The following is a 20,365-nucleotide window of genomic DNA, read 5'->3' on the forward strand; positions in this document are numbered from 1 at the left end:
GTCAACGGGCCTAAACTCAGGGGAGAAGTATGCAGGTCATCACCAATCCACATCGGGCGGGCCAAAAGCTTGCACCGTCTGCGCCGTATCCTTCTACAAATGCTGCCCGTGTTGAAGATTTGCTTTCTCAGTGCCCTGTCGCGAAAGAAACGCCATTGGTGGATGTTGGGAAACTGGCCCCTGTAGCCCAGCTTTGGGTGAAGGATGAGCGGGCGCGGATGAACCTTGGTTCGTTCAAAGCTTTAGGGGCGGCCTATGTAATTGCGCGTCATGCGGCCGAGAGGACAGGTGAGCCGGGTGAACAAACTCTGGCAGGCGCAACCTATGTGACCGCCAGCGCCGGGAACCACGGCATGAGTGTTGCGGCGGGTGCCAGAATTTTCGGTGCGAAAGCTGTTGTTTACATTGCTGAAACTGTGCCCGAAACCTTTGCGGAACGTCTCAAAGGCCAAAAAGCCGAAGTTGTTCGAAGTGGTGCTGACTATGCCGCCAGCATGGAGGCCGCGAGAATGGCTGCCGACGAAAACGGTTGGATATTGCTGTCGGACAGTTCGTGGGAAGGATATTATGACCTGCCATGGACGCTTATGGAAGGCTATCTGCAAATGGCGGCAGAGGCTGTCAGGCAGTGTCCCGAGGTTCCGACGCATATTCTGTTGCAGGCAGGCGTGGGCGGGCTGGCCGGTGCCGTTGCTGCCTATGCACGAAACATCTGGGGCGACGCACCGAAGATCGTTGTGGTTGAACCCGAAGCGGCACCCGCGTTGCAGGCCAGCATAGCCGCCGGAAAATGTGTTTTCGCGGATGGCCCTGACAGCATTATGGGGCGTCTGGACTGCAAGGAACCATCGTTGATCGCGTTAAACGGATTGGCTCGCGACGCAGACCTGTTCCTGACCCTGTCAGACGACGATGTGGCGGCAAAGCTTGACGCAATGGCAAAGGCCGGGCTGGCCACCACGGCGTCCGGCGGGGCAGGCCTTGCGGCAGTGATGAACGAAACCGCGCGGAAAGCCATAGGGATCGACGAACACTCACGCGTTTTGTGCTTTCTGTCGGAGATCGCGGAATGAGGGGGTTCGATCAGGCAGAATTCGAGGCGCGTACCAAACGCGCGCAGGAGTTGATGCGAGTCGCGGATTTATCGGCGCTGCTGCTGACGACAGAAACTGATGTGCGCTACTTTACCGGCTATCTCACCCGATTTTGGGAAAGCCCAACCCGGCCATGGTTTCTGGTCGTGCCTGCCGCGGGCAAACCGGTGGCCGTGATCCCTTCGATCGGGGCCGCGCTCATGGGGCAGACCTGGATCGATGACATCCGAACCTGGAGTGCGCCCGACTTGCAGGACGACGGTATCTCGCTTCTGGCCGACGTCCTGGCCGAACTGACGCCCGTTTCGGGCAATATCGGGGTGCCGGATGGTCATGAGACACATGTGCGGATGCCCATGGCGGACATTGAACGCTTGCGCGGCGCTCTCGGTTCGCGTCGCATTACCGGTGATCAGGGTATCCTGCGCCGGTTGCGCATGATCAAATCCGAGGCTGAAATTGCGAAGATCCAAACAGCCTGCGATATCGCTGGACGCGCGTTCGCCCGCGTTCCCGAGGTTGCCCGCGCAGGAGTGCCTTTGGACATGGTTTTTCGCCGGTTCCAGATGCTCTGCCTTGAGGAAGGGGCCGATTGGGTGCCGTATCTTGCAGGCGGGGCAGAGCAGGGCGGTTACAGTGATGTAATATCACCTGCAACTTCGGCGCCGTTGGAACCTGGCGACGTGCTTATGTTGGATACAGGTCTGGTTTGGGATGGCTACTTCTGTGATTTTGATCGCAATTGGTCCGTCGGCCCAGCCCGGCCCGAGGTGAAATCAGCGCACGCCAGACTGGTAGAAGCCTCGGATGCCGCGCTCGAGATCGCACGGCCCGGTGCTACTGCCTCGGATTTGTTTCATGCCATGAACACGGTTCTGACCAAAGAGGCGGAAGGCACAGATGCGGGGCGGTTGGGTCATGGGTTGGGGATGTCACTGACAGAGTGGCCGTCCCTTATCCCGGCAGACCAGACCGTGCTGGAACCCGGCATGGTTTTGACTTTGGAGCCGGGCATCGCCGTTGGTGCAAAAATACTTGTCCATGAAGAAAACATTGTCATCACCGAGGGCACCCCACGTTTTCTAAGCCCACGCATCGGGCCAGAGGTGATCGAGATATGACCCGGATCCATTACGCTCTTGATGAAGACGATCCCAAGTCCACCCCGCTTGGTCTGATCGTGTTGCAGACAGATGAAACGTTGGAGCCCGAATTCAGCTCGTATTTTTCGGACCGCAAGTATCCAATCTACGTGACGCGAATTCCCAGCGGAATCGAGGTGACGAAGGAAAGCCTTGCGGAAATGGAGAAGGCGCTGCCGGCCGCCGCCGGATTGCTGCCCAGCGCGCGACCTTATCGCGTTGTCGGGTACGGGTGCACGTCTGCAAGCTCGGTTATCGGGTCCGACCGAGTGGCAGAACTTGTCAAACAGACATGCCAGACCGCCGAGGTTACAAACCCTTTGCGTGCGGCAACGGCCTGTGCGCGACACTTGGGCGTTTCGAAATTCGCGCTGCTGTCGCCCTATATTGAAGAGGTAAACCTTCCCCTGCGCCGGGCCTTTGCCCAAGGCGGAGTGGAGATGGATGTTTTTGGGACATTCGGGGAATCAGAAGAGGCCAAAGTTGTTCGGATTTCGGTGCAATCCGTCATTGACGCTGCCACAAAACTGGGCTCGGACCCGTCGGTTGATGCGGTTTTTCTAAGTTGCACAAACCTTCGCACGCAACAGGCTATTCCCGAGATTTGCGCGCGTATCGGCAAGCCGGTTCTGTCCAGTAATCAAAGTCTTGCGTGGCATATGCGTGCTCTGAACGAAGCCGGGTGAGCTGTTAAATCCCGATATTGTGTAACAAAATCAGGATTCACTGTTGCAATGTGAACATCGCTTGGTCTTAACTAACGGCTACAGATCAATGAAATCCGCAGAAGACGGATAATCATTTGACGTAACAGGGGGTCTTGTGGCCGATACAATGAACGACGCCGCGTTTGTCGAATTCCAACGCGTACAGAAGTCTTATGACGGCGAGAACCTCGTCGTAAAAGACCTAAACCTTGCAATGCCCAAAGGTGAGTTTCTGACAATGCTTGGGCCGTCAGGCTCGGGCAAGACGACTTGCCTTATGATGCTCGCCGGATTTGAAACCGCCACGCACGGTGAAATCCTCTTGGGCGGCAAGCCCATCAACAATATCCCGCCGCACAAGCGCGGTATTGGCATGGTTTTTCAGAACTACGCGTTGTTCCCGCATATGACGGTGGCCGAAAACCTGTCGTTCCCACTGGAAGTCCGTAAGTTGGGCAAGTCGGAGCGGGATGAAAAGGTCAAGCGCGCACTGGATATGGTTCAGATGGGCGCCTTTGGTGGCCGACGTCCTGCTCAGCTGTCGGGCGGGCAACAACAGCGGATTGCTCTGGCTCGTGCCTTGGTATTCGAACCCGAACTGGTCTTGATGGACGAGCCATTGGGGGCATTGGACAAGCAGCTGCGTGAACATATGCAGTTCGAAATCACGCGTCTGGCCCATGAGCTTGGGATCACAACAGTCTACGTGACCCACGACCAGACCGAAGCGCTGACCATGTCAGATCGGGTGGCTGTATTTGATGACGGCCGCATTCAACAGCTGGCGCCGCCTGATCAGCTTTACGAAGAGCCGGAAAACAGTTTTGTCGCGCAATTCATTGGTGAAAACAACACGTTGGAAGGTGTTGTTAAATCAATTGACGGCGACACTTGCGTCGTACGTCTGGATGATGGCTCGGAAATCGACGCGGTTCCGATCAACGTCCACAGCGCAGGCGACCGGACAAAAGTTTCGATCCGCCCTGAACGTGTGGAATTCAACAAAGACCGACTGCATGCTGACGCGCATACTTTGAAAGCAAGGGTCGAAGAGTTCATTTACATGGGCGACGTATTCCGGTTCCGCATGTCCGTTGCCGGAAACAACGAATTCATCGCCAAAACTCGAAATGCGCCTGACGCCGTACGCCTGACCCCAGGTCAAGAGATCGAGATCGGCTGGCTGGCACAGGATTGTCGTGCGCTCGACGCATAGACCAAACCGCGCGGGACAAGCGCGGTTAAGCTGAGGGACCGGCCGGTGAAAACCCGTGCATCGGCTGACCACCACATAAAACGGGATGAACTGGGAGTAACACATGAAACCAACCAAGATCATGCTCACTGCGGCTGCGATTGCGACGGCTGCGGGCACTGTTTCAGCCGAGGAGATGACCATCGTTTCCTGGGGCGGTGCCTATTCAAAGTCGCAGTTGAAGGCGTATCACGAGCCCTATTCGGAAAAGACCGGCATCACCATTCTGAACGATGACAGCTCGGCCGAAGCCGTTGCCAAACTGCGCGCAATGAACGAAGCGGGCAACATCACATGGGATGTGGTAGATGTTGTGGCCGCTGACGCGATCCGTCTTTGCGACGAAGGTCTGGCCCTCGAGATCGATTTCGACAGCCAGTTGGCCGCAGCTCCGGATGGCACGCCCGCCTCTGAGGATTTCGGCGACCTGCTGGTCAGCGACTGCTTTATCCCGCAGATCGTCTATTCGACCACATTCGGCTACCGCACTGATCTGGTCGGTGACACCCCGCCGACCGACATCTGTGCAGTGTTCGATCTGGAAACCTATCCGGGCAAACGTTCGCTGGAGAAGCGTCCGATCAACAACATGGAATGGGCGCTGTTGTGTGATGGTGTCGCCAAGGATGATGTCTATGACGTTCTGGCGACTTCGGAAGGTCAGGATCAGGCCTTGGCCAAGCTGGGCACCATCAAAGACAGCGTTGTCTGGTGGTCTGCCGGTGCGGACACGCCACAACTGCTGGCTGACGGCGAAGTCATCATGGGTTCGACCTATAACGGCCGTCTGTTCAGCGTGATTGAAGAGCAGAAACAGCCGGTTGCAATGCTGTGGGACGCGCAGGTGTTCGATCTGGATGGCTGGATCATTCCTGCCGGTCTGAGTGATGAGCGCAAGCAGCGCGCGCTGGACTATATCATGTTCGCAACCGACACTCAGCGTCTGGCGGATCAGGCCAAGTACATCTCGTACGGTCCGGCCCGCGCCTCGTCGGCTCCGCTGGTTGGTCAGCACGCCGATCTGGGGATCGACATGGCCCCGCATATGCCGACCGATCCGGAAAACGCCAAGAACACGTTCTTGTATAACTACGAGTTCTGGGCGGATTACCGTGATGACATCGACGCCAAATTCCAGGCGTGGCTGGCGCAATGAGCGTCTGATTTCATGACACAGTCGGGGGCGGTGCGCCGCCCCTGAACCAAGACAGATCCAAGGGGCTCCAATGACTGACGCAAGCCAAAATGCCGGACCCATGCTGGCAGCGGATGGAACACCGCTCAAGCTATCGCTGGCACGCTCGTTGCGGCGGCAAAAGCTGCGTGCCTTGCTGTTGATCGCTCCTTTGCTTCTGTTCGTTCTGTTTTCCTTTATTGTTCCAATAGCTGCGATGCTATTCCGTTCAGTAGAAAACAACATCGTCTCTGACACTCTGCCTCTTACCGTCGAGGCGCTTCAAAACTGGGATGAACAGTCTGGAGAATTGCCGGGCGAGGGCGTGTATGATGCCTTTGTGCGGGACATGATTGTTGCGATTGACAATAAAGAGCACACACGGCTTGGTTCGCGTTTGAACTACGAAGAAACCGGTATGTCTTCGATGTTCCGCAAGTCAGGTCGTCAGATCAAGAAACTGGATCCTGAAACGGATGGTCCGTTTAAAGAGCAACTAATAGATATTCACGACGGATGGGGCGATACACAAACGTGGCGCGTGATCAAAACCCATTCGCCGAAGATCACCAACGGGTATTTTCTGAACGCGGTAGATATGCGCAGAACCCCCGACGGCGCGCAGGCACAACCCGAAGACAAGCAAATCCTTGTTAAGCTGTTCGGTCGAACGCTGTTTATGTCTCTGGTAATAACGGGTGCCTGTATCCTGCTGGCTTATCCGGTCAGCTATTTGCTGGCGACGTTGCCGATGCGTGTCTCAAATCTGCTGATGATCCTTGTGCTTCTGCCGTTCTGGACGTCACTGTTGGTGCGGACGTCGGCGTGGAAGGTGATGCTGCAACAGCAAGGCGTGATCAACGAAACGCTGGTCTGGCTGCGGTTGGTGGCTGACGATGCACGACTGGTGATCATCAATAACCAGATCGGTACGATCACCGCAATGACGCATATCCTGCTGCCATTCATGATCCTGCCCATGTATTCGGTGATGCAGACCATTCCGGAATCCTACACGCGTGCCGCGAAATCCATGGGTGCGACCAACTGGACGACGTTCTGGCGCATCTACTTCCCGCAATCTATTCCGGGTATCGGCGCGGGTTCAATCCTCGTGTTCATTTTGGCGATTGGCTACTACATCACGCCTGAAATCGTGGGCGGTACCAAAGGTGTCTTCATCTCGAACCGGATCGCCTATCACATCTCGTCCTCACTGAACTGGGGACTGGCGGCGGCGCTGGGAACGATACTTCTGGCGGTCGTTCTGCTGCTCTACTGGGTCTACGACAAGATCGTGGGCATTGATAACGTGAAGCTGGGATAATCGACATGGCCGCACTTACTCCGATATCCCGTAAACCTATGTCGATGGTTCTGCCCAGCGTTGCATTGGCCGGAGCATTCGCTGGTATCTTTGTCGGCGCCGGAAACGGCTCGGTCCTGCTAGGGATCGTGGGCGGTGCCATCGTGATTGCCGGACTGGCATGGATTTACATTAACATTCTAAAGAATGAGCAGTTGGCCCGCTGGATCAATATCCTCGGCTTTGGCATCGCGGGCTTTTTGATGTCCGGCCCAATGGGGGGAGTACTTGGCCTGTTGGGGGGCTGGTTCTTCGCCTGGTTTACTTATTGGTTGTACGAAGGGCGATACCGGCGCAAGCTGTTGCCGTACCTGACCGCGCAGCAGGTGTTTTACCACTACCTGTTCCGGGTGATCTGCGGTGCGATCTTCGTCTTCCTGATCACACCGATCCTTGTGGTCTTGCCGCTGTCGTTCAACGCACAGGACTTTTTTACCTTCACGCCCGAGATGTTGCGGCTTGACCCTGAAGGGTATTCGCTGAAGCACTACCGCGATTTCTTTACCAACAATGAATGGCAACGCAGCTTCAAGAACTCGCTGATCATTGCCCCGATTGCCACAATCATCTCGGTCTCGCTTGGCACCTTGGCGGCCATTGGTCTCAGCCAGAGCCACGTCCCCGGCCGCCGTGCTATCATGGGTATCCTGATTTCGCCGATGATCGTTCCGCTGATCATCTCGGCCACTGGCATGTTCTTTTTCTACAGCGATATCGGTCGGTTCCTTGAAGGCACGCTGGGCATGAACAAGAACTTTGTGGGCTATCTGAAAGTCATCCTGGCGCACGCCGTTCTGGGTATCCCGTTCGTGATCATCACTGTGACCGCCACGCTTGTGAGCTTTGATCGTTCACTGACGCGTGCGGCTGCCAACATGGGGGCAGGGCCGGTGCGGACCTTCTTCAAGATCCAGATGCCGCTGATCCTGCCGGGTGTGATTTCGGGTGGTCTGTTCGCCTTCATCACCTCGTTCGACGAAGTTGTGGTGGTTCTGTTCGTGGGCTCGGCCAGTCAGAAGACTCTGCCGTGGCAGATGTTCACGGGCCTGCGGGAACAGATCAGCCCGACCATTCTGGCGGTTGCGACGATCCTTGTGGTTCTGTCGATTGCGTTACTGACCACGGTTGAGTTGCTGCGTCGTCGGTCCGAACGTTTGCGGGGGCTTTCACCCGCTTGACGGAGCATTCTGTCTGATCTAACGATTCTCGTGTTCATCTCCGCTGCGATGGCGTCGCGGCGTTTAAGGGGATGATCGGCTCTCGGACCCCGAGACCGCCTGTCCTGAACGCCGGGACATGTGGCCGGGATTTGTCGCCCGGCAAAGATGAGAGACCAAGTGATGACCGACACAACAAAACGCCCCGAATTCTTTACCTGTCACAATGGTGACAAAGCGCCTTTGCCGTTCAGCAAGGGTGAGTATGATCGCCGTCTCAGCAGGCTTCGCAGCATTATGGCCGCACGTGATATTCCTGCGGTTCTGCTGACATCAATGCAAAATATCGCCTACTACTCGGGCTTTCTGTATTGTTCCTTTGGCCGTCCGTATGGCTGTGTGGTCACCCAAGAGGCCTGCACCACCGTTTCGGCCAACATCGACGCCGGGCAACCGTGGCGCCGGTCAGTCGAAGACAACGTGATTTATACTGACTGGAAGCGCGACAACTATTGGCGTGCGGTTGCAAGCCTGATCGGCAATGTTAAGCGGATCGGCATTGAAGGTGACCACATGACGCTGGCCGCCCGCGACACCGCCCTGCGGATGCTGGGTACCCCCGAACTGGTTGACATCGCGCCGGATACAATGACCGCGCGCATGGTCAAATCCGCCGAAGAGATTGAATTGATCAAGGGTGGGGCACGCACCGCGGACGTTGGCGGGGCGGCAATCCATGCGGCCATCCGTGAAGGCGCAACTGAGATCGAGATTGCCATGGCGGGCCGTGACGCAATGGAAGAGGAAATCGCGCGCGCTTATCCAGACGCCGAATATCGCGACACCTGGGTTTGGTTCCAGTCCGGGCTGAACACCGATGGCGCACATAACCCGGTTACAAAACGCGCTCTGCAAAAAGGCGATATCCTGTCGCTGAACACTTTCCCGATGATCTCAGGCTATTACACCGCGCTGGAACGTACCCTGTTTCTGGGCGAGCCGGACGCTGACAGCCTGCGCCTTTGGAAGGCCAATGTGGCGGCCCATGAACTGGGCCTGAGCCTGATCAAACCCGGTGCGACCTGTTCAGGCATCACCGCCGAGATCAACCGTTTCTTTGCCGATGAGGGGCTGCTGCAATACCGCTCGTTCGGGTATGGCCACTCGTTCGGCATTCTCAGCCACTATTACGGGCGCGAGGCCGGTCTGGAACTGCGCGAGGATATCGACACCGTGCTGGAACCTGGCATGGTCGTTTCAATCGAGCCCATGCTGTGGATCCCCGAAGGGCAACCCGGTGCAGGGGGCTACCGCGAGCATGATATTCTGGTGGTTGGCGAAGATGGGGCCGAAAACATTACCGGCTTCCCATATGGGCCCGGCCACAACATCATCGGTGCCTGATACAAAGAAGGGGGAACATACGTTCCCCCTTCATTTTTCGCGACCGGCGCGTTCGTGAAAGATGAAACCCAGGAAATTCAACAATAGCTGCGCAGCCAGAATCTGCGTGCTTTCGCTGGGGTCATAGGCTGGTGCCACTTCGACAAGGTCGATGCCGACGACATTGCCGCGTTTAGCGAGGCCCTGAAGGATTTCCAGTACGTCATAATACAGAAATCCGCCATGGCTGGGTGTCCCGGTCCCCGCCGCGATAGAGGGGCAAAAGGCGTCGATATCTATTGTCACATAGTACCGAGCACCTTCAGGAATGCGTTCAAGAACGCCCCCGGTTCCCAGCTTTCTCACCTGACGCACGGACAGGATGTCTGATCCACGTGCGCGTGCGTCCTCGTATCCTTCCTTGGCGGTTGACGAGACGTTCCGAATGCCCAACTGGGTCATCCCCGAGACATAGTCTTTCTCGATCGCCCGTCGCATGGGGTTGCCGTGGCCATTGGTGACACCGTGACGCTCGTCCACGAAATCCAGATGCGCATCGATTTGAACCACGTGGATCGGGCCATTTTGTGCACAATCATATTCAAACGCGGAAATGCAGGGAATGTTGACAGAGTGATCGCCGCCGATCACAAGCGGCAGCGCCCCGGCGAACAGAATTTTGCGAACACCATAGGCGATGTTTTCGTGGCTGACCTCGGTCTTTGTGTGGACGATATCTGCATCCCCCAAATCCACGATGCGCACGGAACTGTCCAGATAGGTAGCATCGTCTTCGTGGTCATAAGCACCGGCATGTCCAAAACTGAACAGGGTCGAAGCCTCGCGCACGGCCCGAGGGCCGAATCTTGCCCCGGCGCGCCATTGGGTGCCGAAATCAAAGGGGGCACCTAGGACACAAACATCCGCATCAATTTTGTCCCAATCCTCGACATACGGAGATTTTCCAAAGGTCGATATTCCAACGAAAGGTAGGTTCAGTCGTCCTGACGCATATCCATGATCCTGCATTATCAATCCTTTCGCTGGTCATGCCGCCTTGCGTGCAATTGAACATGAGAAGGCGGTGCAATGAAATTAATTTTCTTCGATCAAACCATGTCTGGCGTTCAGACAGGTCTGATCCGGTGCATTCTTTCCGTTTAGCTGTTGGTCGTTTCGCCACAAACGAAAATTCAGAGGGGCAAGCTGTGGTCCCGCAAAATCGTTCACGGCAGCGCGTGATTTTGCGAGCGATACACAGGCCCGGCGAAACGCTGTTGTCATGGGCGCAGGTGTTCTATTTCCGACGGCTCATACATTACACCTGCCGCACAAGTTGCGAGCCGGGCGCAATCGTTGGCGGTGCACTGTTCAGGGCGTCACGCGCGAAACCGGCGGCAGCTTTGTATTTGGCCATGAAACTGGCCCTTTCAGCCAAGGGAATGACCGTTTCAATATCGTCGAACACACCGGCACAGCGGTCGTTGACCAAATTCAACAGGCCAAAAGGCCCGGCACCCCGATTGCGAAGGACAAGGTCTGACACCGGACCGCACAGCGTGTCATCATAAGCCACCAGCGCGGTTGAACCCACGCCATGCTTGAGCAAGCTGGCCCCCAAAACGCGGGCGTCCATGATCGCCTGGCTGGCCCCATTCGAACCGGTGGGGTACATCGGATGGGCGGCGTCTCCGATCAAGGCAACCGGCCCGTCAACCCACGTTTCAACCGGATCGCGGTCGATCATCGGGTTTTCGTATGTCACACCCGCACCGCGGATCAGAGCTGGAACATCCAGCCAGTCATAGGTCCATCCGTCAAAATGGTGCGCAAAATCCTTGGCCTCAACCTGCCGGAACCATCCGGTTGCCGCATGCGCGGCCGGGTCATCGTGGGTGACTTCGGCAATCCAGTTTATCAGCGCCAAGCCGGTTTCGGGGTCGGGGTGCGAGATCGGGTAGATCACCATTCGTTTCTTATGCGTACCCAGTCCGACAAAGGAGGAACCCGTGCGCACAGGCTTTGCCAGTGTTGTGCCGCGCCACATGACGGCACCTCCCCAATGGATCGGAGGTTGGCTTGGATGCATTTGGGCGCGGATGGCTGAATGGATACCGTCGGCACCGATCAGAATGGCACCGGTTTCGCGGTTAGCCCCCTCGTCAGTTTGCAGCCGCACTGTAACCGTCCCGTCCGCATTGATCTGGTACCCAGTGGCCCGAGCGCCAAGGCGTACGGCATCCGGGCCTGCGCGTTCGACAAACCGCTTGTAAAGCGCCATGTGAAACGCGCCGCGATGCACCGCGTATTGCGGCCAGTTGTAACCGGCAAAAGTTCCGCGCGGTTCCGAATAAATCTCATGCCCATTCAAACCAACAAGCGCCCATTCCCGCGCTGGGACGCCAAACTCGTCCAAATCCCGAGCCGTGAAACCCAGATCGTACAACTCACGCACGGCGTTGGGTTGCAGGTTTATCCCGACACCCAGGGGGCGCGGGTGCCTAACGCTTTCAAAGACGGTGCAGTCGATGCCAATCTGATGCAGTGTCAGCGCCAGCGACAACCCGGCAATACCACCGCCCGCGATCAGCACTTTTGGATTTGTCATGTTGCCTGCCTTTCTGTCCGACTGGCGATGGGTATTGGTTGTCGATAATCGGCGCGTGTGGATCAAGCCTCAACCGCAAATGCGTTTGATCCGTTTCGGGGATGGATGAAGGCTCGCGGCGTTGCGCAGCCGCGCCCGTAGGCAGATCAGAGCGGTATCAATCGTCGTTTGCATGAACCCATGCGCCATCGCCGCGCTGTCACCCTGTTTCAGCTTTCGGCGAGCGGATTGCCAAGTGTTCAGTGCGTCCGAAATCGCATTGCATGTCCAATGCTCGGCTTCTTGTGCAACAAATTCGGCGATGGCGTCACCCGCAGGCCCTGCGGCCAGACGTGTTGCCAGCATACGCGCGTGTATGCCGTTGGCCCCTTCGTAAATCGAGGTAATTCGGGCATCACGATAGGTCTGCTCCAGCCGGTATTCGCGCAAATAGCCATAGCCGCCCAGAACCTGCATACCCAATTCGGCGGCCTTGATACCGGCGTCGGAGCAATAGACCTTGGCAACCGGGGTCAGAAAATCGACCAGGTCAGGCGATGTGCCCCGTTCCATTGTGACAAATGCAAGATGTGCAAGACTGCGGCTACTGACCGCCAGCCAATCGATTTGATCCAGCATGCGGCGGATGTCGGCATGTTGATCCAGTGTTGCCGGTTTACCGTCGGGATTGCGTCCCTGCACCCTTTCACTGGCATAAGTACTGGCAATGTCATAAGCCCGCGCGGCGTGCGCGACGCCCTGTAGGGCGACATCAAGCCGGGCGTGGTTCATCATGGTGAACATGGCCATCAGACCTTCACCCTCGGCCCCAATCAATTCGGCTTTGGCACCATCAAATGCCAGCTGGCACGTGGGCGAGGCATGCAGGCCCATCTTTTCCTCGATGCGCGTTACGGTAGCTTGGTTGCGGCTGCCGTCTGTGCAGGAGCTGGGGCATAGAAACAGCGATAAACCTCTGACGCCGTCATCGGACGTGCGCGCAAGCACAAGATGCAGGATGTGATCGCTCATGTCCTGGTCACCGCCAGAGATAAAGATTTTTCCGCCCGTGACCTTCCAGCCATCCTCGGCAGGTTCCGCCCGGCAGCGCACGCGTGAAAGGTCAGATCCGGCCCCGGGTTCGGTCAGGCACATGGTGGCCAGAGTTTCACCCGAGGCCAGAGACGGAATGTACCGGTATTGCTGATCCTCTGTGCCAAAGCGCAACAAGGTACGCACCGCGCCCGGAACCAACCCCGTAACCATCTGAAGGCTGTGGTTTGCGCCCGAAAAAACCTCGGACGTGATGGCCAGCATCAAGGCTCCAAGCCCTTGACCGCCATATTCCTCAGGCACGGTGAGAGAGGGCCAGCCCTGTTCCGAATACGTGGCATAAACTTGGGCAAAGCCAGCCGGCATGGATACGCGCCCGTTTTCCAGCGTGCATCCCTGCCTGTCTCCCGGCTCGTCCAGCGGGGCAATTTCACCTTGTGCGAAGGCGGCAAAATGTTCGCCGATCTCACCAGCCAGGTCAGCGTCCCAGTCTGGAAGCTCGGTAGCCCGGGCTACGTGGTTCAACGTGAATAAGATGTCCGTAAGCGGGGCTTCGAATGGCTTCATGATCATATCACCCGACAGCTGGTAAGTTCGGCGGTCACGACGCGGCCCGGTTCTGGCGGTTTGGCACTGTCGAATCTCAAAGTGACTGGGTAGGGACGCGATGGGGCAGGGGGCAGCATCACGGGGTCAGTCCCAGCAGGCGCGCGGCATTGCCTTTGATGATGTCCGGGCGCAGTTCGTCCTTGATATTGATCTTCTCGAAATCCGACAGCCAGCGTTCAGGAGTGATCATTGGCCAGTCGGACCCAAACAGAACCTTTTTCCTGAGGATCGAGTTGCAGTATTTCACCAGGATCTCGGGGAAGTACTTTGGTGACCAACCGGACAGGTCGATATAGACGTTGGGCTTGTGCTGCGCCACGGACAGAGCCTCTTCCTGCCAGGGAAATGACGGGTGGGCGAGGATAATCTTCATATCCGGAAAATCGACGGCGACGTCATCCATGAACATCGGGTTCGAGTATTTAAGCCGCATTCCGTTACCGCCGCGCATGCCCGAACCGACACCGGTCTGGCCTGTGTGAAACAGGGCGATGCAGCCTTCCTCGGCGATTGCTTCGTAAAGGTCATAAGCCATGCGGTCATTGGGGTAGAACCCCTGCATCGTCGGATGAAACTTGAACCCTTTGATACCAAATTCGCGGATCAGGCGGCGCGCCTCGCGTGCGCCCATCTTGCCCTTGTGCGGATCAATTGACGCAAACGGGATCAGCACGTCGTCATTTTCCGCCGCCAATGCGGCAACTTCTTCGTTCTTGTAGCGCCGATAGCCGGTTTCCCGCTCGGCATCGACCGGGAAGATCACCGCGGCTATGTTTTGCTCGCGATAGTGCTGTGCAGTTTCGGGAACCGTAGGCGGATGGCTCCACGGCGCGCCAAAGTAGTTGGCCATGGTTGCCTGCAGGTCGTCATAGCCGTCATCCGAGTGGCACCCGCAGGGTTCTTCAGCGTGGGTGTGAATGTCGATTGCGCGAACCTTGGAGATATCGACCATCTGTTCGTTCCTTTCTCAGATCTTTATGATTGCCGGATCGGCGTCGTCATAAAGACGCTCAAGTAAATTTTGCCGGCGTGTCAGTATCTTGCGGAAATTGAGGTTCCCCTTGGCGGTCATTTCGCCCTCGGGCATCGAGGCGGGCTCGCTAAGGACAATGGCGCGCCCGACCCGTGTGGAGCTGCCCGATAACTCGCGGGCGCGCTCTGCCAGGCGGCGGTGAATTTCGCCTTGCAGCAATTTGCAGCAGTAGGCGCCACTGTCGTCGTTCAGGTCAAATCCTTCCCGCTTCAGCTCGGCGACATCGGGAAAGACCATGACGCCGATCTCATTTCTGTCGGCACCTGTAATGACCAGATCTGAGGCAAGAGGCGCAAGACAGGTCAACAAGTCCATCCTCAATTGTGCGGCCCGCACCCATGTTCCGGTCAGCAATTTGAAATCCTCGGATATCCGGCCGTCGAATTTCATACCTTTGTTTACGTCCTGCGGGTCGATGAACCGCATGGCGTCGCCGGTAATGAAAAACCCTTCTTCATCGAAAACGCTGGCTGTCTTGCCCGGCTCGTTGAAGTACCCGGGCATCACGTTTGGCCCTTTGATGCGCATTTCGCATCGCATGTCTTCATCCGGTATCAGCTTGAGTGTCACGCCGTTCATCGGAACGCCAACAACCCCGGAACGGTCAATGGGCTCGGACTGCATCATTGTGGCGGGCGCTGTCTCGGTCAGCCCCCAGGACGAGGTCATCAGCGGTATCTCACCTTTGACATCCAGCGCCATCTGTTCAAATCCAGACCAGATGTCCTGTGGCAGTGAAGCGCCCGCATAAAAGATCAGATCAAGTTCTTCGAAAAACCGCCGACGCAAATCGCCATCCCGCTGCAATGCGCCCAGCAGCATGCTGTAACCTACGGGGACATTGAAGCTGAGCGTGCCGGTGACCATGGACAGGTTTTCCAGCGTCCTCTCAAACAGACCGGCTACCGGTTTGCCGTCGTCGATGTAGAAGCTTCCGCCGTTGGCGAGCATCATGTTGAAGTTATGAGATCCGCCAAAGACGTGGTTCCATGGCAGCCAATCGACCACACGGGGCGGACGCGTGCGCAGAAATGGCAACCCGTCGGCCAGCATGGTCTGGTTCACGCACATCATGCGTTGGGTCGTGATGACCCCCTTCGGGGCCGAGGTTGAACCGCTGGTCATTAGGATCTTGGCGACGGAATCGGGGCCAACCAGTTCATAGGCTGCCTCCAGATCGACACTGACATCCCCTTTGAGAAGTTCGTCGAACGCTGTGACCTGACTGTTCCTGCCTTGTCGGCTGGCTACGATTTCGACCCCTTGAAGCGCATCCAGTTCCAGCGCCTCTCGGTATTGATCCGCATCGACGACATAGGCCATCTTCGGGCGCACCAGTTCGATGGCATGGCGCAGGCGGCCATGTGCACCGTGGATCAAGGCGTATTGTTCGGCTACGGGCGCAGTCGGTACGCCAATGTACTGAGCAGCCAGGCTCAGCAGACCATGATCCAAGCCGTTGCCGCTCATGATCAGGATCGGTGTGTCAGGCCCCATCCCACGCGCCAATAGCGAGCTTGCGATTGCCCGCACCTTTTCAAGCGTGGTCGCATAGCTTTCCTTGCGCCATCCTGCGCCGCTGCGTTCAGCAATGAACGTGCGGTCAGGCGCGTCCGAGGCCCAGGCGTGCAGCCAGACACCGGTTTTGTCGACGACAGGACCAAGAGTGTGGTTCGATTTCAGCAGGATGGAACCGTCGGCCCGATCTTCGCGCGAAACAGAATGCACCAGGTATTCCGATGTGCGTTGCATGATCAGCCCCTTTCCCTCGCTTTTTCGATCGTCCTGAGGGCATCGAAAACGGTGGTGATGGTTGCGTCATCCAAACCGGCCAGCAGCTTGCCTTCGTGGGCGGTAACCGCGGTGACGGCCTTTTCATATAATTGCCTTCCCGCCAATGTCGTCCTGAGGGCATAGGCGCGCCGGTCGGTGGGTACCCGGTCGCGGACGATCAGTTCCCTGCGCTCCAGTTCATCAATGATAACGACAAGGTTCGGGCGCTCGATATCCATTGCATCAGCCAGTTGGGACTGCCGCAATCCGGGGTTATCGACGATGAGAACCAGTGCCGTATACGTCAGCATTCGCAGATCAAAGGGGCGCAGAGTTGTTGTCAGATCTTCCTGCACCACATTGAAGGCCCGTTTCATGCGATACCCGACAAACCCCCGCAGCGTAGCATCGCTAATCGTGTTTGGCGCGCCGTCTTCTGGCGTGTGTTCATGTTTCCTTTTCATGTGTTCACCTGAAGTTCGGGGCGCGCTTTTCGAGAAAGGCCCGCAGCCCCTCCTGCGCATCGGGTGTTGTTTGCGACAGGGCCGCAGCCAGAGATTCAGTAAACAGCCCGTCGTTTTGCGACATTTCATTGATCCGTGCGACCGCCTGAATCATCAGATAGTTTGACAGTGGCGCGTTTCGGGAAATCTTACCTGCCAGCGTTTGGGCCAGCGCCAAAGCCTCGCCTTCACCAACGCTATAATGTGCCAGCCCCAGCGATACCCCTTCATCGGCACCATATTTGCGGCCGGTCAGCATCATCTCGGTCATCCGATCGGCCCCCAGCAGGCGACCGACCCGCGCGGTCGCACCGCCGCCGACAAATATTCCGCGGCGGCCTTCGGGAAGCTGAAAGATCGTCGAAGGTTCAGCGATGCGAACATGTGTTGCCGCTGCAAGCTCCAGCCCGCCGCCGATCACGGCACCAAACATGGCCGAGACAACCGCAAGCCCACCAAACTGGATCTTGTCCATGACGCTGTGCCAGTGACGGGAATGATGCAGGTTTTCCTCGGCTGTACGATGAACATGCTCGGACAGGTCCAACCCGGAACAATAGTGCCCTTCAGTTCCGGTCAGGATCACCACACGCACATTTTTGGGTGGTGCAGAAAAGAAATCATCCAGCGCGCCCAACAGTTCCTCGCACATCGCGTTTCGCTTGTCTGGGCGGTTCATGGTCAGGGTCGCGATGGATCCGTTGACCTCAATGTTCAGGATTTGGCTGTCCATGGGGAACTCCTTACCGGGGCGGCAGACGAACGGCGCCGTCAAGTCGAATAGTGGTGCCATTCAAAAACGGGTTTTCAACGATCTGTTCGGCGAGCATTGTGAACTCGCGCGCTTCGCCAAGGCGGGCAGGGAAAGGAATGTTCGCAGTGATCTTGGCAGTGACCTCTTCCGGCAAGCCTTCCATCATTGGCGTGTGGAACAGGCCGGGTGCGATGGCCATCACCCGAATACCCGACTGTGCGAGTTCCCGCGCGGCAGGCAGGCACATCGAAGCGATTGCCCCTTTGGACGCGGCATAAGCGGCTTGACCCAATTGACCGTCCTGCCACGCAACCGACGCCGTGTTGATGATCACACCGCGTTCACCGTCAGCCAACGGGTCGAGACCGGCCATGTGTCTCGCCGCGTGGCTCATCACGTTGTAGGTGCCAAAAAGGTTCACGCGCAGAGTTTTCTCGAACACGTCGAATGACAGCTTGCCTTCGCGCCCAACGATCCTGGCCGCCATGCCGACGCCTGCACAACTGACGGCGATTCTGGGCGCCGACCCGAAATGGGATACTGCCGTCTCAAACGCGGCACTGACGGAGGCCTCGTCACTGACATCGGCTTGCAGGGCAAGGCCACCAATTTCGTCAGCGACTGCCTTCGCACCGTCAGCATTGAAATCCAAAACGGCAACCTTTGCTCCGCTGGTGGCGAAATGCCGTGCCGTTGCAGCGCCCAACCCGCTTCCGCCGCCGGTGACCAGCGCGACACATCCACTTAACTGCATGGTGCTCTCTCCAATTTAGTATGCTCAATCATTGTTGTATCTCATACCTATTTTCGGATGGGCCTGCTCCGGACCGCTGTTGGTGTCTAAGCTAGGGGATCAGGAACAGGGTAATGGCTGGAAACAGCACCAGGATCATGACCCGAATGATGTCAGAGGTGACGAACCACATCACTGCCTTGTAAGTTTGGGTCATCGGGGTTGAACGATCCATAGCGTTGATAATGAACAGATTCATTCCGACCGGAGGGGTGATCAGCCCGACCTCGACAACGATCAGAACCAGAATACCGAACCAGATGGCCACATGTTCGGGGCTCATGCCGAAATCCAGTGCGCTGATGACCGGAAAGAAGATCGGGATTGTCAGCAGGATCATTGACAGGCTGTCCATCAGACACCCGAAGATCAGATAGAACACCAGGATCAGGCACAACACCATCCACGGGCTGAGCCCAAGTCCAACGACCCAGCCAGACAGTTCCTGCGGTACCTGAGTGAGCGCTAGGAAACTGTTATACAGCCCTGCGCCCAACACGATGAAGAAGATCATCGCCGTGCTTGAGGCCGTGGCAATGATGCTTTCGACGAAGACCTGCCAGTTCAGATTGCCCGAGATCAGAGCGATCAACCCGGTTCCCGCCGCCCCCACGGCTGCGCCTTCGGTTGGGGTGAACCAGCCAAGATAGATGCCACCAACAACAAGGCCAAAAACCAGCAGGACAGGCCAGACATCCAGCAGTGCCCGTACGCGTTCAGGATATGGGATCGCTTCGCGGGTGCCGGCGGCGTCAGGATACATGCGCACATAGATCGAAATCGTGATGATATAGCCGAGCGCTGCCAGAATGCCGGGGACAAAGGCCGCGAGAAACAGCTTGGCGATATTCTGTTCCGTCAGGATCGCATAGATCACAAGGATCACCGAAGGCGGGATCAGAATGCCCAATGTGCCGCCAGCAGCAAGCGTTGCGGTCGAAAACCCGCCGGAATAGCCGTAGCGGCGCAGTTCGGGCAGCGCGACACGGCTCATCGTCGCGGCGGTGGCCAGGGAGGACCCGCATATTGCGCCAAATCCGGCACAAGCGCCAACTGCCGCCATGGCGACGCCTCCTTTGCGGTGGCCCAACCAGCTTTCAGCCGCTTTGAACAAGGCCGAAGACATGCCCGACAATGTCGCGAACTGCCCCATCAGCAGGAACATCGGAATGATCGTCAGCGAATAGCTGGAGAAGGTAGAGTAGGTTTCGGTTTTAAGCTTGGCCATGAACATGCTGGTGCCACCCATGGCAAAATACAGCCCGCCAATCCCGCACAGCAACATGGCAAGGCCAATCGGCGCGCGCAGGAAAATCATGATCAGAAGTACGGGAAAGGACACGTAGCCCAGTTCGAGCATGGTCAATGTGCGGCCTCCCCGCGATAGGGTAGGATATGACGCCCGGTGACAAGCTCGATGACCTGCGCGACGGCGCAATAGACAGCAACAAGTGATGCGACAAGGGCGGCAACAAAGCTTAGCCCATAGGCCCACCAAACCGGAAATTGCAGCAGAAAGGTCGTTTCACCATAGTCCAGCTTGTTTTGCATGCCGACAAACAGGCGCCATGTAATCAAAAGGATGACAAGCGACAGGATGATTTCCCAGAACGTGATGATCACCTTGTTCACCTTAGCCGGAAGGGCGTTTGTGAATACATCGACCGTGGCGTGAGAGCCGTAGAGCTGGCAGATCGGCAGGAACGAGAATATGGCGAACGCAACGCCGGCTTCGACCAGTTCAAAATCGCCATTCACCGGCCCGACGCCCGATGCAATCAGCGCATTTGCCGCTGCTTCCGACAGTGACGTCAGAATGTCCGAGTGACCCAGCGTGTTCAAGCCGCGCCCCAGCACGCTGACACAGGTCAGCAGGACCAGCGCAGTCAGAACCACACCGCCGAGAACGGCCATGAAGCGCGCGATGCGCTCAACCAGTTTCTGCATGATCAACTCCAAAGGGATTGCTCTCCCAGCGGGAA

At 57.2% G+C, this 20,365-nt stretch carries 18 protein-coding genes; 8 read left to right on the forward strand and 10 right to left on the reverse strand.

Annotation, left to right across the window (positions count from 1 at the left end):
- Window positions 1–29 precede the first annotated feature (29 nt).
- The 8 genes from ACR0M9_RS10460 to ACR0M9_RS10495 all read left to right on the forward strand — a co-directional run bounded on the left by ACR0M9_RS10460 (window position 30) and on the right by ACR0M9_RS10495 (window position 9,299).
- Entirely contained in the window at window positions 30–1,073 is a 1,044-nt protein-coding gene (locus tag ACR0M9_RS10460; RefSeq protein WP_480537515.1) for a pyridoxal-phosphate dependent enzyme, read from the forward strand.
- A complete protein-coding gene (locus ACR0M9_RS10465; RefSeq protein WP_480773526.1) occupies window positions 1,070–2,215 on the forward strand; it encodes a M24 family metallopeptidase in 1,146 nt (381 codons plus the stop codon). The genes ACR0M9_RS10460 and ACR0M9_RS10465 overlap by 4 nt, the downstream gene beginning before the upstream one ends.
- Window positions 2,212–2,922: a maleate cis-trans isomerase family protein gene (locus ACR0M9_RS10470; protein WP_480773527.1), complete on the forward strand. Its 711-nt coding sequence runs from the start codon at window positions 2,212–2,214 to the stop codon at window positions 2,920–2,922. The genes ACR0M9_RS10465 and ACR0M9_RS10470 overlap by 4 nt, the downstream gene beginning before the upstream one ends.
- Before the next feature lie 136 nt (window positions 2,923–3,058).
- Entirely contained in the window at window positions 3,059–4,159 is a 1,101-nt protein-coding gene (locus ACR0M9_RS10475) for an ABC transporter ATP-binding protein (RefSeq protein ID WP_480486135.1), read from the forward strand.
- A gap of 103 nt (window positions 4,160–4,262) precedes the next feature.
- Window positions 4,263–5,354, forward strand: coding sequence for an extracellular solute-binding protein (locus ACR0M9_RS10480; protein WP_480481704.1), 1,092 nt, complete (start codon window positions 4,263–4,265; stop codon window positions 5,352–5,354).
- Between the two features lie 70 nt (window positions 5,355–5,424).
- Window positions 5,425–6,699 (forward strand): ABC transporter permease, encoded by a 1,275-nt coding sequence (locus ACR0M9_RS10485; RefSeq protein WP_480773528.1) that lies wholly within the window; start codon window positions 5,425–5,427, stop codon window positions 6,697–6,699.
- Between the two features lie 5 nt (window positions 6,700–6,704).
- Window positions 6,705–7,916, forward strand: coding sequence for an ABC transporter permease (locus tag ACR0M9_RS10490; RefSeq protein WP_267365892.1), 1,212 nt, complete (start codon window positions 6,705–6,707; stop codon window positions 7,914–7,916).
- Window positions 7,917–8,078: 162 nt separating this feature from the next.
- Window positions 8,079–9,299 (forward strand): aminopeptidase P family protein, encoded by a 1,221-nt coding sequence (locus tag ACR0M9_RS10495; protein WP_480773529.1) that lies wholly within the window; start codon window positions 8,079–8,081, stop codon window positions 9,297–9,299.
- Window positions 9,300–9,329: 30 nt separating this feature from the next.
- Here ACR0M9_RS10495 and speB read toward each other — a convergent pair whose 3' ends face one another.
- The 10 genes from speB to ACR0M9_RS10545 form a co-directional block, all read right to left on the reverse strand.
- Complete coding sequence (speB, locus tag ACR0M9_RS10500) at window positions 9,330–10,307, reverse strand: agmatinase (protein WP_480486129.1); 978 nt, start codon at window positions 10,305–10,307, stop codon at window positions 9,330–9,332.
- A 289-nt stretch (window positions 10,308–10,596) separates the two neighbouring features.
- On the reverse strand, window positions 10,597–11,886 hold the full coding sequence (locus ACR0M9_RS10505) for a flavin-dependent oxidoreductase (protein WP_480773530.1): 1,290 nt from the start codon (window positions 11,884–11,886) through the stop codon (window positions 10,597–10,599).
- 69 nt (window positions 11,887–11,955) lie between these two features.
- Window positions 11,956–13,485 (reverse strand): acyl-CoA dehydrogenase family protein, encoded by a 1,530-nt coding sequence (locus ACR0M9_RS10510; RefSeq protein ID WP_480773531.1) that lies wholly within the window; start codon window positions 13,483–13,485, stop codon window positions 11,956–11,958.
- A gap of 118 nt (window positions 13,486–13,603) precedes the next feature.
- A complete protein-coding gene (locus ACR0M9_RS10515) occupies window positions 13,604–14,479 on the reverse strand; it encodes an amidohydrolase family protein (RefSeq protein WP_480486123.1) in 876 nt (291 codons plus the stop codon).
- Window positions 14,480–14,494: 15 nt separating this feature from the next.
- Entirely contained in the window at window positions 14,495–16,312 is a 1,818-nt protein-coding gene (locus tag ACR0M9_RS10520) for a feruloyl-CoA synthase (RefSeq protein WP_480773532.1), read from the reverse strand.
- A gap of 2 nt (window positions 16,313–16,314) precedes the next feature.
- Window positions 16,315–16,797, reverse strand: coding sequence for a MarR family winged helix-turn-helix transcriptional regulator (locus ACR0M9_RS10525; RefSeq protein WP_480773533.1), 483 nt, complete (start codon window positions 16,795–16,797; stop codon window positions 16,315–16,317).
- 4 nt (window positions 16,798–16,801) lie between these two features.
- Window positions 16,802–17,569, reverse strand: coding sequence for a crotonase/enoyl-CoA hydratase family protein (locus ACR0M9_RS10530; protein WP_480773534.1), 768 nt, complete (start codon window positions 17,567–17,569; stop codon window positions 16,802–16,804).
- A 10-nt stretch (window positions 17,570–17,579) separates the two neighbouring features.
- Window positions 17,580–18,344 (reverse strand): SDR family NAD(P)-dependent oxidoreductase, encoded by a 765-nt coding sequence (locus tag ACR0M9_RS10535; RefSeq protein WP_480773535.1) that lies wholly within the window; start codon window positions 18,342–18,344, stop codon window positions 17,580–17,582.
- 91 nt (window positions 18,345–18,435) lie between these two features.
- Complete coding sequence (locus ACR0M9_RS10540; RefSeq protein WP_209504353.1) at window positions 18,436–19,749, reverse strand: TRAP transporter large permease; 1,314 nt, start codon at window positions 19,747–19,749, stop codon at window positions 18,436–18,438.
- Window positions 19,746–20,330, reverse strand: a complete 585-nt coding sequence (locus tag ACR0M9_RS10545) for a TRAP transporter small permease (protein WP_480481631.1) — start codon at window positions 20,328–20,330, stop codon at window positions 19,746–19,748. Before ACR0M9_RS10545 ends, ACR0M9_RS10540 begins: the two co-directional genes overlap by 4 nt.
- Between the last annotated feature and the right edge of the window lie 35 nt (window positions 20,331–20,365).

The organism is Ruegeria sp. CH2 (genome assembly GCF_056537065.1).